Annotated in this window: 11 protein-coding genes and 1 tRNA gene; 10 read left to right on the forward strand and 2 right to left on the reverse strand. The window is 62.4% G+C overall.

Features of this window, described 5'->3' with window-relative positions:
- The first annotated feature begins 41 nt into the window (after window positions 1–41).
- The 6 genes from AB9K35_RS06795 to AB9K35_RS06820 all read left to right on the forward strand — a co-directional run bounded on the left by AB9K35_RS06795 (window position 42) and on the right by AB9K35_RS06820 (window position 6,983).
- A complete protein-coding gene (locus AB9K35_RS06795) occupies window positions 42–1,073 on the forward strand; it encodes a LacI family DNA-binding transcriptional regulator (protein ID WP_369925015.1) in 1,032 nt (343 codons plus the stop codon).
- Between the two features lie 114 nt (window positions 1,074–1,187).
- Window positions 1,188–2,489 (forward strand): sugar ABC transporter substrate-binding protein, encoded by a 1,302-nt coding sequence (locus AB9K35_RS06800; RefSeq protein ID WP_369925016.1) that lies wholly within the window; start codon window positions 1,188–1,190, stop codon window positions 2,487–2,489.
- Window positions 2,490–2,733: 244 nt separating this feature from the next.
- Window positions 2,734–3,564 carry a carbohydrate ABC transporter permease gene (locus tag AB9K35_RS06805; RefSeq protein WP_369925106.1) on the forward strand — a complete coding sequence of 277 codons (831 nt, stop codon included), beginning with the start codon at window positions 2,734–2,736 and terminating at the stop codon, window positions 3,562–3,564.
- A 10-nt stretch (window positions 3,565–3,574) separates the two neighbouring features.
- Complete coding sequence (locus tag AB9K35_RS06810) at window positions 3,575–4,405, forward strand: carbohydrate ABC transporter permease (RefSeq protein WP_222456493.1); 831 nt, start codon at window positions 3,575–3,577, stop codon at window positions 4,403–4,405.
- Between the two features lie 12 nt (window positions 4,406–4,417).
- Window positions 4,418–5,422, forward strand: a complete 1,005-nt coding sequence (locus tag AB9K35_RS06815; RefSeq protein ID WP_222456492.1) for an ABC transporter ATP-binding protein — start codon at window positions 4,418–4,420, stop codon at window positions 5,420–5,422.
- 34 nt (window positions 5,423–5,456) lie between these two features.
- Complete coding sequence (locus tag AB9K35_RS06820; protein WP_369925017.1) at window positions 5,457–6,983, forward strand: mannitol dehydrogenase family protein; 1,527 nt, start codon at window positions 5,457–5,459, stop codon at window positions 6,981–6,983.
- 397 nt (window positions 6,984–7,380) lie between these two features.
- Here AB9K35_RS06820 and AB9K35_RS06825 read toward each other — a convergent pair.
- Window positions 7,381–7,455: transfer RNA gene (locus tag AB9K35_RS06825), tRNA-Thr, on the reverse strand.
- 246 nt (window positions 7,456–7,701) lie between these two features.
- Between AB9K35_RS06825 and murA the strand changes: the two genes are divergently transcribed.
- The 3 genes from murA (at window position 7,702) to hisD (ending at window position 10,866) form a co-directional block, all read left to right on the forward strand.
- Window positions 7,702–8,970, forward strand: a complete 1,269-nt coding sequence (gene murA / locus AB9K35_RS06830) for a UDP-N-acetylglucosamine 1-carboxyvinyltransferase (protein ID WP_369925018.1) — start codon at window positions 7,702–7,704, stop codon at window positions 8,968–8,970.
- Complete coding sequence (locus AB9K35_RS06835; protein WP_222456489.1) at window positions 8,970–9,446, forward strand: DUF2948 family protein; 477 nt, start codon at window positions 8,970–8,972, stop codon at window positions 9,444–9,446. Before murA ends, AB9K35_RS06835 begins: the two co-directional genes overlap by 1 nt.
- A gap of 109 nt (window positions 9,447–9,555) precedes the next feature.
- Window positions 9,556–10,866, forward strand: coding sequence for a histidinol dehydrogenase (gene hisD, locus AB9K35_RS06840; protein ID WP_369925019.1), 1,311 nt, complete (start codon window positions 9,556–9,558; stop codon window positions 10,864–10,866).
- 40 nt (window positions 10,867–10,906) lie between these two features.
- Here hisD and AB9K35_RS06845 read toward each other — a convergent pair whose 3' ends face one another.
- Complete coding sequence (locus AB9K35_RS06845; protein WP_369925020.1) at window positions 10,907–11,665, reverse strand: SDR family oxidoreductase; 759 nt, start codon at window positions 11,663–11,665, stop codon at window positions 10,907–10,909.
- Window positions 11,666–11,790: 125 nt separating this feature from the next.
- On the opposite strand from AB9K35_RS06845, the gene AB9K35_RS06850 reads away from it, so the two are divergent.
- Window positions 11,791–12,270, forward strand: a complete 480-nt coding sequence (locus AB9K35_RS06850) for a UPF0262 family protein (RefSeq protein WP_222456486.1) — start codon at window positions 11,791–11,793, stop codon at window positions 12,268–12,270.
- Window positions 12,271–12,273: the final 3 nt, after the last annotated feature.

Below are 12,273 nucleotides of genomic sequence, written 5' to 3' on the forward strand. Positions count from 1 at the left end.
TCGGCCTTGCCCATTTCCGCAGTAATGAAGCGAGCGCGTGCATGGCAGCCAAGAAGATAAAAAACATGGAAGAGTTTGCGGCGCTTAGCGGCATCTCGCGGCCAACGCTCTCGAAATTCTTCAACGACCCGTCAAGCGTCAGAGCTTCGACGAGGCAGCGCATCGAAGCGGCGCTGGATCGTTATGACTATCGCCCCAATCTGTACGCAATCAATCAGAACCGCCGACTGACAAAGAACATCGGCATTGTCGTGCCGTATCTGGCCGACCCGTTCTTTGCCGAGATCGCCCGCAACATCGAGGCACATATCCTGGGCATGGGCTATCGGCCGGTCTTGCTTGGCTCTCATGGCAATCCCGAGCAGGAGATCGAGAATCTGGAAAACCTGCGTCTGCTGAAACCGGCCGGGGTATTGCTGGCGCCACTCGGACGGACCTCGGATCACGACAGGATCGCTGCCTTCTGCCAGGACGTGCCGACGGTGCTGTTTGACGCAAGCGTTGGCACTGTCGGTGAGGCCTTCGTCGGATCAAACAACGAGCAGAGCATTGGTCTGATTGTCGATTACCTCTGCCGCACAGGGGAACCGCCTGCCTTCTTTGAAATGAAGACCCCGGCAAACCCGAACGCTCACAAGCGCCGTCAGGCCTATATCAAGGCGATGGAGCGGTTGAACCACACGCCTCAGCTCATTCAGGCATCCGGGTCCGGTTGGGAATTCGAGCAAATCGGATTTCGCGAGGGCTCCCGTGTCGTGCGCGACCGCAAGCTGACGACCAATACGATCCTTTGTAGCAACGACCGTCTGGCCATCGGCTTTTTGTCGGCGGCGTATGAGGCTGGGATTCGCGTTGGTCTGGGGGATGACTGCGCCATGCGGGTTGCCGGTCACGATGACCATCCGTTCTCCCGCTATACCTGCCCGACATTGACCACCGTCTCGCAGGACTACGAAGCCATCGCGCAGAAAAGTGCCGAAACCCTGATGGCCGTCATCGATGCCGACAGCCCTGCTGATTCGCGACAGGAGACGCTTTTTGATGGCCGGCTCGTCATGCGGGGGTCGGCGTAAGGTGCTGTTTTGATGTGCTGGGCGTATAAACTTTACGCGCGTAAAGAATTAATTTGACGCTAGGTAGGGTTCGGCGCTAGCTTGGTAGGCAACATCTCAACAGGGAGGTAGAAGATGTTTGCTAGACATGCTTTGAGCGCTGCAACGGCGGTTTCGTTGCTCGCGGCGGGGGGAGCATCCGCCGAAACCATCACCATCGCCACCGTGAACAACGGCGACATGATCCGCATGCAGGGTCTGACCGATGACTTCACCGAAAAAACCGGCCATGAGGTCGAGTGGGTGACGCTGGAAGAGAACGTGCTGCGTCAGCGCGTGACCACCGACATCACGACCAAGGGCGGTCAGTTCGATGTCATGACGATCGGCATGTACGAGACCCCGATCTGGGGCAAGAACGGCTGGCTGGTGCCGCTGGACGATCTGCCGGCCGAATATGACGCCGACGACATCCTGCCCGCGATGCGTGGCGGTCTTAGTGTGGATGGTACGCTTTATGCCGCGCCGTTCTACGGCGAAAGTTCGATGATCATGTACCGCACCGATCTGATGGAGCAGGCGGGCCTTGAGATGCCCGAGGCACCGACCTGGGACTTCGTCGCCGAAGCCGCCCGCGCGATGACCGACAAGGATGCCGGCATCTATGGCATTTGTCTGCGCGGCAAGGCCGGCTGGGGCGAGAACATGGCCTTCCTGACCGCCACCGCCAACGCCTTTGGCGCCCGCTGGTTCGACGAAAACTGGCAGCCCCAGTTCGATCAGCCGGAGTGGAAGGAAACCCTGGAATTCTACGTGAACCTGATGAATGACGCGGGCCCTCCGGGCGCGTCGAACAACGGCTTCAACGAGAACCTGTCGCTGTTCCAGCAAGGCAAATGCGGCATGTGGATCGACGCTACCGTGGCGGCCTCCTTCGTGACCAACCCTGAGGATTCCACCGTGGCCGACAAGGTTGGCTTTGCGCTGGCGCCGGACACCGGCAAGGGCAAGCGCGGCAACTGGCTGTGGGCCTGGGCGCTGGCCATCCCGGCGGGCACCCAGAAAGAGGACGCCGCCAAGGAGTTCATCCAGTGGGCAACCTCCAAGGAGTACATCGAACTGGTGGCCGAGAACGAAGGCTGGGCGAATGTTCCGCCGGGTGCACGCAGCTCGCTGTACGAGAACCCGAACTACAAGGACATCCCTTTCGCCAAGATGACTCTGGAAAGCATCCTGTCGGCTGATCCGACCAACCCCACTGTCGATCCGGTGCCCTATGTCGGTGTGCAATTTGCCGCGATCCCGGAGTTTGCCGGCATCGCTGGCCAGGTTGGCCAGGAATTTGCAGCCGCATTGGCCGGTCAGCAGAGCGTCGACGAAGCCCTCGCCAAGGCGCAGGCACTGACCACCGACGAGATGGAAGCCGCAGGCTACTGATCCCGCGGATCAATCCCGGAGGGCGGCCACCGCGCCGCCCTCTGGCCCAAACAATCCCCCAGAGCGCATAATCGTCCAAGGCGGCCCGTTGCCGTCAACGGAGGAGGTACATCCAATGTCCACGCAACCCCAACAACCCGCGCAGGAAATGGCGCTCGGTGCGACGGTGCCCAAGGCCGCCACCCAGCCCGCCGCCGCGGATCACCAGGCTGGCACAAGGCACGCGCGCACCGCGGCTCGGCTGATGATGGCCCCCGCCGTCATCCTGCTGCTGGGCTGGATGCTGGTGCCGCTGACGATGACGCTCTACTTTTCGTTCAAGAAGTTCCTGCCGCTGCGCGGCGGTGACCTGGGCTGGGTCGGCTTTGACAACTACGTCCGGTTCGTTTCATCCAGCGCCTTCTGGCCCAGCGTGCAGGCGACGCTGGTGATTGTCGGCGGCGTTCTGGCGATCACCGTGGTGCTGGGCGTGCTGCTGGCGATCCTGCTCAATCAGCCGATGTGGGGTCGCGGCGTGGTCCGCATCCTGGTGATCGCGCCCTTCTTCGTGATGCCCACCGTTTCGGCGCTGGTCTGGAAGAACATGTTCATGGATCCGGTGAACGGCCTGCTGGCGCACGTCTGGCGCGCCTTCGGGGCCGAGCCGCTGGTCTGGCTGACCGAGGCCTCGACCCAGTCGATCATCCTGATCGTCAGCTGGCAGTGGCTGCCCTTTGCGACGCTGATCCTGCTGACCGCGATCCAGTCGCTGGACCGCGAGCAGCTGGAAGCCGCAGAGATGGACGGCGCGCCGCCGCTCAGCCGCTTTGCCTATATCACCCTGCCGCATCTGTCGCGCGCGATCACCGTGGTGGTGCTGATCCAGACCATCTTCCTGCTGTCGATCTTCGCCGAGATCTTTGTCACCACCCAGGGCGCCTTTGGCACCAAGACCCTGACCTACCTGATCTTCCAGCGGGTGCTGGAGAGCCAGAACATCGGGCTGGGATCCGCTGGCGGTGTCTACGCCATCATCCTCGCCAACATCGTTGCCATCTTCCTGATGCGCATCGTCGGCAAGAACCTGGACGCTTAAGGAGGCCCGCATGGCACGTGCAATCACACCGCAACGCAAAGCCCTGAACACCGCCCTGGCCTGGGGCGTGGGCCTGCTGATCTTCTTTCCGATCCTGTGGACGATCCTGACCAGCTTCAAAACCGAAGCCCAGGCCATCTCCGATCCGCCGGTATTCCTGTTCTTCGACTGGACGCTGGAGAATTACTCGGTGGTGCAGGAGCGTTCCGACTACGGCCGGTTCCTGTGGAACTCGATCATCATCGCCGGCGGCTCCACCCTCCTGGGTATCCTGATCGCGGTGCCTGCCGCCTGGTCGATGGCCTTCGTGCCCTCGAAGCGGACCAAGGACATCCTGTTGTGGATGCTGTCCACCAAGATGTTGCCAGCGGTCGGCGTGCTGTACCCGATCTATCTGATCTTCATCAAAATGGGGCTGCTGGACACCAAGCTGGGACTAGTGATCGTGCTGATGCTCATCAACCTGCCGATCATCGTCTGGATGCTTTACACCTACTTCAAGGAAATCCCCGGCGAGATCCTGGAGGCCGCCCGGATGGACGGGGCCGGCCTGCGCGAAGAGGTGTTGTTTATCCTCACCCCCATGGCCATTCCCGGCATCGCATCAACCCTGCTGCTGAACGTGATCCTGGCCTGGAACGAAGCCTTCTGGACGCTCAACCTGACCGCGGCCAAGGCGGCCCCGCTGACGGCCTTCATCGCCAGCTATTCCAGCCCCGAGGGCCTGTTCTACGCCAAGCTCAGCGCGGCCTCGACCATGGCCATCGCCCCGATCCTGATCCTCGGCTGGTTCAGCCAGAAACAACTTGTCAGCGGCCTCACCTTCGGCGCTGTGAAATAAGGAGACACGCATATGGGACGCATCACTCTGGACAAAGTCTCCAAAAGCTTTGGCGACGTGCAGGTCATCCCGCCCCTGGACCTGACCATCGAAGATGGCGAGTTTACCGTCTTCGTCGGCCCCTCGGGCTGCGGCAAGTCCACGCTTCTGCGGCTGATCGCCGGGCTGGAGGATGTCACATCCGGCCAGATCCGCATCGACAAACAGGACGCCACCCATGTGCCGCCGGCCAAGCGCGGCCTGGCCATGGTGTTCCAGTCCTACGCGCTGTATCCGCATATGTCGGTGCGCAAGAACATCGCCTTTCCGATGAAGATGGCGGGCATCCCGGCGGAGGAGCAGGAGCGCCGCATCGAGGCCGCGGCCCGCGCCCTGAACCTTACCGACTACCTCGACCGTCGCCCGGGCCAGCTGTCCGGCGGCCAGCGCCAGCGGGTGGCGATCGGCCGGGCCATCGTGCGCGAACCCTCGGCCTTCCTGTTTGACGAGCCGCTGTCGAACCTCGACGCGGCGCTGCGGGTGGGGATGCGGTTGGAGATCTCCGAGCTGCATGAGCGGCTGGAGACCACGATGATCTATGTCACCCACGATCAGGTCGAGGCGATGACCATGGCCGACAAGATCGTGGTGCTGCAAGGCGGCGTGATCGAACAGGTCGGCTCGCCGCTGGAGCTGTACCACAGCCCGCGCAACAAGTTCGTGGCCGGCTTCATCGGCTCGCCCAAGATGAACTTTATCGAAGGCGAGGAGGCGGCCAAACATGGCGCCCACACGATCGGGGTGCGCCCGGAGCATATCGAGGTCTCGGGCGAGTCGGGGACTTGGTCGGGAATTGTCAGTGTCTCGGAGCATCTGGGATCGGACACCTTCTTTCACGTCCATCAAACGGGGCTGGCGGACACCATCACGGTGCGTGCCGACGGCGAGGTGGGCTTTCGCCACGGCGACCGCATTTTCATGACCCCGCGGGCCGACGTGATCCACCGCTTCGGTGCGGATGGATTGCGGTTGGCATGACGTCGCGCTTCCGCCGCAAAAGGACAGGTGAAAAATGGAGAAGCTGATGGAACGGCATATGGCGAAACGCTCCCCGGTCAGGCTTGGTCAGGCAGCCTTGCAGACTCTGCCTGAGGGCATCTCGGGGCCGGCATATGACCGTGCCGCCCTCACACCGGGGATCATCCATGTCGGGCTTGGCAACTTTCATCGCGCGCATCAGGCCTGGTACCTGCATCGGTTGATGCAGCAGGGGCTGGCGCAGGATTGGGCGATTCTCGGCGCTGGCGTGCGGCCCTATGATGCGGACATGCGGCAAAAGTTGCTGGCGCAGGACTGTCTCACCACTCTGATCGAGCTGTCGCCCGGGAGCGTCGCGGCGGAGGTGATCGGCCCGATGGTGGGTTACTTGCCGATCGAGGAGGGAAATGGCGCGTTGATCAGTGCCATGTGTGAACCGGCGATCCGCATCGTGTCCCTGACCGTCACCGAGGGCGGCTATTTTCTCGATCCGGATGGCGGCGGTTTGGACATCGGCCACCCGGATATTCAACATGATGCGAACAACCCGCACCGCCCCCGGACGGTTTTCGGAGCCATCGTTGCAGCCTTGGCGGTTCGACGTGACAGTGGCGCTGGTCCGTTCACGGTGCAGAGTTGCGACAACCTGCGCGGAAACGGAATAGTCGCCCGTCAGGCCGTTGTTTCTCTGGCCCGGCTGTCCGACCCGGAGTTGGCGGAATGGATTGATCAGAGGTGCAGCTTTCCGAACTCCATGGTCGATTGCATCGTCCCCGCCACCGGCGCGGCGGAAATCGCCCTGGTACAGGAGTTGGGCATTGCGGACATAGCGCCGGTGACCCATGAAAACTACCGGCAATGGGTCATTGAGGATGATTTCTGTGCTGGGCGGCCCGATTGGGACAAGGCTGGTGCGGTGTTCACGCCTGCGGTTCATGACTACGAAGCGATGAAGATTCGCATCCTGAATGCGGGCCACCAAGTGCTTGCGAATGCCGGGGAGCTGCTGTCGGTGCAGACCATTGCCGATTGCATGGCGCATCCGCTGATTTCAGCCCTGTTCCGCAAGGTTCAGCACGAAGAAATCGTTCCAGGTGTTGCCGCGGTTCCCGAAATCACGCCGCAGGCCTACGTCGGCCTGATCGAGCAGCGATTCTCGAACCCCGCGATTCGCGACACTGTCAGGCGGGTTGCCTTCGACGGTTCGGCCCGGCACCCGGGCTTCGTGCACCCGGCGCTACGGGATGCGTTGGCGGCTGGTGGCCCAGTTGCGGGGCTCAGCCTGGTAGAGGCCCTGTGGGCACGCATGTGTGCGGGTACGCGGGAGGACGGCAGCGAGATCGCTCCGAATGATCCTGATTGGGACAATCTGACCGCCGCGGCGTCAGATGCGAGGTCCCGCCCCATGGCGTGGCTGGAGCAACAACACATCTACGGCAACCTGATTGAAAATGACCTGTTCGTGTCAGAGTTCACGCGCTGGCTGACCATGATCTGGTCGCAAGGCAGTGAGGCCGCGTTGCGCAGCTATCTGGGCATTGAAGATAACAAATGGTCGTGAGGGCAAGCGCCGGGGGGCAGGGGGGTAAACCCGTGCCCCCGCGCTTCGCTCACAAAGCGTTGTTGCTGGTAATGAGGATTCCCTGATTCGGTCCCGAATCAAATTTTCCGGATGTGACAGGCAGACTGCGATTCGCAGGTTGCGGTGATTTCCCAGTGCAGATCGGACAGCTTGGCCTGGGGCGGGTAGCCTGGGGTGAGGCAAGCGCGCCATGCGCGGGCCTCTCGTCGGCGTCACTTCGTGCATACAAGTGCGGAAAACTGCGCTTCGACTGGCAAAAAACGCAATCCAACCCGTTCAAAACCCTGTTTTAGCGTGATCCTGTCGCTGCGGCAGACAGCTAAAAAGCCTTGCCCTTCAACAGGCTGGGCGGGTCATCATCATTTTGTGGGGAACCTGGTGCTGCTGGAGAGAATTGAACTCTCGACCTCTCCCTTACCAAGGGAGTGCTCTACCTCTGAGCTACAGCAGCGCCGGTGAGGGGGCTTTTAGGCATAAACGCGGAGGGGTGCAAGAGCATTCTGGACGGTTTTTTCGCACTAAGTTACAGAAGTCTTATGGCAGAGAAGAAAACACCCAAAAACGCTGGCTCCGCAGCCTCTCGCGAAGACCGGCTGAAGGCCGCGCTGAAGGCAAATATGGCACGCCGGAAGGCACAGGCCAAAGCGCGGGCGGTGCAGCAGGACCCCAAAACAGGCAAAGACGGAGAACAGGGCTGATGGATTCGATTCTGGTAACAGGCGGTGGACCGCTGAACGGACAAATTCCGATCGCGGGCGCCAAGAATGCCTGTCTCACGCTGATGCCTGCAACCTTGCTGAGCGAGGAGCCGCTGACGTTGACCAACGCGCCGCGGCTGAGCGACATCAAGACGATGACGCTGCTGCTGCAGTCCTTGGGCGCCGAAGTGTCCAGTCTGCAGGACGGTCAGGTGCTGGCGATGTCCAGCCACGACCTGACTAGCCATGTCGCGGATTATGACATTGTGCGCAAAATGCGGGCGTCGAACCTGGTTCTGGGACCGATGCTCGCGCGGCTGGGACAGGCCGTGGTTTCGCTGCCGGGCGGCTGCGCCATCGGGGCCCGGCCAATGGACCTGCATATTCATGGTCTGGAGGCGCTGGGCGCCGAGATCGAACTGAAGGATGGCTATCTGCATGCCAAGGCGCCCAAAGGTCTGAAGGGCGCAGTGATCAAGCTGAGCTTCGCTTCGGTCGGGGCGACCGAGAACATCATGATGGCCGCGACTTTGGCCAAGGGCACAACCGTCATCAAGAATGCCGCGCGTGAACCCGAGATCGTCGATCTGGCCGACTGCCTGCGCAAGATGGGCGCCCAGATCGAGGGCGACGGCAGCCCGGACATCACCATCCAGGGCGTGGACCGGTTGCACGGCGCGACTCATCAGGTGGTGACGGACCGGATCGAACTCGGCACCTATATGCTGGCTCCGGCAATCTGCGGTGGCGAGGTGGAGCTGCTTGGCGGGCGCATCGATCTCGTCGGTGCGTTCTGCGAAAAACTCGACGCGGCGGGCATTCAGGTCACCGAAACCGACAAGGGGCTGAAGGTGAGCCGCCGCAATGGCCGGGTCAAGGCAGTGGACGTGGTGACGGAACCCTTCCCCGGTTTCCCCACTGACCTGCAGGCGCAGATGATGGCCCTGATGTGTACCGCCGAAGGCACGTCGGTACTGGAGGAGAAAATCTTCGAGAACCGTTTCATGCATGCGCCGGAGCTGACCCGGATGGGGGCACGTATTGATGTGCACGGAGGCCATGCCACTGTCACCGGGGTGGAGCGGTTGAAGGGGGCGCCGGTCATGGCGACTGACCTGCGCGCCTCTGTTTCGCTGATTCTCGCCGGTCTTGCGGCCGAGGGCGAAACGGTCGTCAGCCGGGTCTATCACCTTGATCGGGGATACGAACATGTGGTGCGCAAACTCTCCGGTGTCGGCGCGCGCATCGAACGGGTCCGGGATCAGTGATGCAGGACGCAAGCTTTGAAGATGGTCGCGAAGTTCCCTTGAACCTCGGCGCATGGGACGCCGAGGATCTGAAGATCCTGTCGTCACTGGCTCAGGATGCGGTTTTTCCCATCACCGAGATGCGGTGGCGCAAGGCAAAGCGGCAGTTCGTATTGCTGGTGAACAGGTTCCGCTGGGAAGATCGCGAGGCGGCGGAGCGCCGGGGGCGCGATTATGAGCGGGTTCAGTCGCTGATTGTGGTGGACAATGTTCTGGCGGTTGCCTCGCAGGGGGTGGACCGCAGTGACCGCGAACTGGTGCTGTCGCTCCTGTCGATTTCCTTTGAGCCCGCAGAGGATGGTGCAGGTCACGTGCTGCTGACGCTGGCCGGAGACGGTGCCATCCGCCTGTCTGTCGAGGCGCTTGAGGTTACTTTGCGAGATGTAACGCGCCCCTACCGGGCCCCGTCCGGTCAGGCACCTGATCACGGCACCTGATCCGGTCGCTTAACCCCGCCCCTGATGTCGCGGCAAAGCAACCTGCCGGGTGGCATATTTCTTGAGGCCGCCGGGTGATGCCGCTATGCGGGGCACAAAGGAGATCCCGATGCCGCAGTTTCTGAACACCGCTGATTCCGATTTCGAACAGGCCTTTGCCGCGCTTCTGGGGGCCAAGCGCGAGGACAGCCCGGATGTGGACGCCGTTGTTGCCGAAATCATCAAGGATGTCCGTACGCGGGGTGATGCCGCGCTTCTGGAGCTGACGGCGAAGTTCGATCGCATGCAGCTCAAGGCCGATCAGCTGCGCATATCCGAGGCCGAGGTGGACGCGGCCGTTGCGTCGGTGTCGGCCGAGGATCGCGCCGCACTGGAATTGGCCGCCGAGCGCATTCGCGCCTACCATGCGCGGCAGATGCCGGAAGACGCGCAATGGACCGATGAGGCGGGCGCGACATTGGGCTGGCGCTGGTCGGCGGTTGCGGCGGCCGGGCTCTATGTGCCGGGTGGCCTGGCGTCTTATCCTTCATCGGTTCTGATGAACGCAATTCCGGCCAAGGTGGCCGGGGTGTCGCGGCTGGCGATCACCGTGCCGACGCCCGACGGTTTGATTAATCCGCTTGTACTGCTGGCGGCCCGCCTCTCCGGGGTGGATGAAATCTACCGCGTCGGCGGCGCACAGGCGGTGGCGGCGCTGGCCTATGGCACCGAAACCATTGCGCCCGTGGACAAGATCACCGGCCCCGGCAACGCCTTTGTCGCCGCTGCCAAGCGGCGGGTATTTGGCAAGGTTGGCATCGACATGATTGCCGGCCCCTCGGAGATCCTCGTGATCGCGGACAAGGACAACAACCCCGACTGGATCGCGCTCGACCTGATGAGCCAGGCCGAACACGACGAAAGCGCGCAGTCGATCCTGATCACTGATGATGCGGGGTTCGGTCGTGCGGTGGCGGATGCTGTGGACAAGCGTCTGGAAACCCTGGAACGACGCGAGATCGCAGGCGCATCCTGGCGTGACTTCGGCGCGGTGATTGTCGTGCGCGATCTGGACGAGGCGGCGGATCTGTCCAACCGCATCGCGCCGGAGCATCTGGAACTCTGCGTCGCCGACCCGCAGGGTTTGAGCAAGAAGACCGTGCATGCGGGGGCAATCTTCCTGGGGCAGTATACGCCGGAAGCGATTGGCGACTATGTCGGTGGGCCGAATCACGTGCTGCCGACGGCGCGTTCTGCGCGTTTCTCCTCGGGCCTTTCGGTAATGGATTTCCTGAAGCGCACAACGTTGAGCCAGATGACCCCAGATGCGCTGCGTGCCATCGGCCCGGCCGCCGCAGCGCTCGCCGCCAGTGAAAGCCTGGAGGCCCATGGGTTGTCGGTTACCGCGCGTCTGGATGCGCTCAATACGCAGAAAGGCTGAAGCGGATCGCCGCGGCAGCCTGCGCCTACACTCGTGACCCTCAGTAGTGGGCGGTGTAGCCACCGTCCACCGCCAGCACCTGGCCTGTCACATAGGAGGCGGCGGGGGACGCCAGGAACAGGATCGCCGGTGCCAGCTCTTCCGGCTCACCCCAGCGACCGAGCGACGTTACCGTCTTCAGTCTGTTTGAAACCTCAGGATCAGCGGCAGCGGCCATGTTAGGCGCGGTTTTGAAGAAACCGGGCGCCACCGCATTGACCGTTATGCCGCTTGGCCCCAGCTCTGCCGCCAAGGCGCGTGTCATGCCGTTTATCCCGGCCTTGGCGGTGGTATAGGCCGCATCGCCTGCCTGCGCGATCAGACCGGCAATGGACGAGATATTGATGATGCGTCCGTATCCGCGCGGTGCCATCTGGGCAGCCGCCAGCTGGCACAGACGGAAGGGGGACAGCAGGTCCACGTCCCATAGGGATTGCAGGTCTTCGCGGGTGAATTCCGGCAGGCTGCGGCGGTCACGCTGGCCGACGTTGTTGACCAGAATGTCGATGCCGCCCTTGGTCTCAAGCTCGGAAAAGGCGGCGCAGGCGGCGGCTTCGTCGGCGATGTCCAGCACCAGGGGATGGGCGGTGCCCGGGAAATTCTCCATGGCCTTGGCGACGCGTGTGGCGCTACGCCCATTGATCCAGACCTCGGCTCCGGCTTGGGCAAGCAGCCGCGCCGCTGCCAGCCCCAGCCCGTCGGTAGAGCCGGTGACAAGCGCCCGCTGACCTTTCAGCGGCAGTGGATCCAGTCCAGTCATGCAAGCCTCTCCTTTGTTTCAGGCTGTGCGCAGTTGGTTGGGCTGTCAAGCACTGCCGCATTGCTCCGCAGGCGGTCGTACGCTAGTCAGGTTGGGACGCCGTCGCGCATATAGAGATCAAAGCCATGAGCCGTATCAGTCACATCGAACTCGATGACCGCAACCTGCCGCCCCCGACCCCCGAGATCGATCAGGAGCGCAAGGTGGCGATCTATGATCTGATCGAGCAGAACAGCTTTGCGCTGCCCGGTCGAGAGGAACGTGGCATGCCCGATGGCCCCTACCATCTGGGCCTGGCCATCCGCGACAAGCGGCTGGTCTTTGACGTCAACACCGAGGCGGGCGAGAAGGCTGCCGAATTCCATCTTTCGCTGTCGCCGTTCCGGCAGGTGGTCAAGGATTACTACCAGATCTGCGAAAGCTATTTCACCGCGGTGAAGACCCTGCCGCCCAGCCAGATCGAGACGATCGACATGGCGCGTCGTGGCATCCACAACGAGGGCAGCCGCGTGTTGCAGGAACGCTTGGCGGGCAAAGCCGAGGTGGATACCGACACGGCGCGCCGCCTGTTCACCCTGATATGCGTTCTGCATTTCGGAGGCTGATGC

It is taken from the genome of Leisingera sp. XS_AS12 (genome assembly GCF_041224635.1).
In the GTDB taxonomy this organism is placed as follows: domain Bacteria; phylum Pseudomonadota; class Alphaproteobacteria; order Rhodobacterales; family Rhodobacteraceae; genus Leisingera.

Coding starts and splice junctions, on each gene's coding strand:
- AB9K35_RS06795 (WP_369925015.1), top strand. CDS start 42: ATGGCAGCCAAGAAGATAAAAAACATGGAAGAGTTTGCGGCGCTTAGC.
- AB9K35_RS06800 (WP_369925016.1), top strand. CDS start 1,188: ATGTTTGCTAGACATGCTTTGAGCGCTGCAACGGCGGTTTCGTTGCTC.
- AB9K35_RS06805 (WP_369925106.1), top strand. CDS start 2,734: ATGATGGCCCCCGCCGTCATCCTGCTGCTGGGCTGGATGCTGGTGCCG.
- AB9K35_RS06810 (WP_222456493.1), top strand. CDS start 3,575: ATGGCACGTGCAATCACACCGCAACGCAAAGCCCTGAACACCGCCCTG.
- AB9K35_RS06815 (WP_222456492.1), top strand. CDS start 4,418: ATGGGACGCATCACTCTGGACAAAGTCTCCAAAAGCTTTGGCGACGTG.
- AB9K35_RS06820 (WP_369925017.1), top strand. CDS start 5,457: ATGGAGAAGCTGATGGAACGGCATATGGCGAAACGCTCCCCGGTCAGG.
- murA (WP_369925018.1), top strand. CDS start 7,702: ATGGATTCGATTCTGGTAACAGGCGGTGGACCGCTGAACGGACAAATT.
- AB9K35_RS06835 (WP_222456489.1), top strand. CDS start 8,970: ATGCAGGACGCAAGCTTTGAAGATGGTCGCGAAGTTCCCTTGAACCTC.
- hisD (WP_369925019.1), top strand. CDS start 9,556: ATGCCGCAGTTTCTGAACACCGCTGATTCCGATTTCGAACAGGCCTTT.
- AB9K35_RS06845 (WP_369925020.1), bottom strand. CDS start 11,665: ATGACTGGACTGGATCCACTGCCGCTGAAAGGTCAGCGGGCGCTTGTC.
- AB9K35_RS06850 (WP_222456486.1), top strand. CDS start 11,791: ATGAGCCGTATCAGTCACATCGAACTCGATGACCGCAACCTGCCGCCC.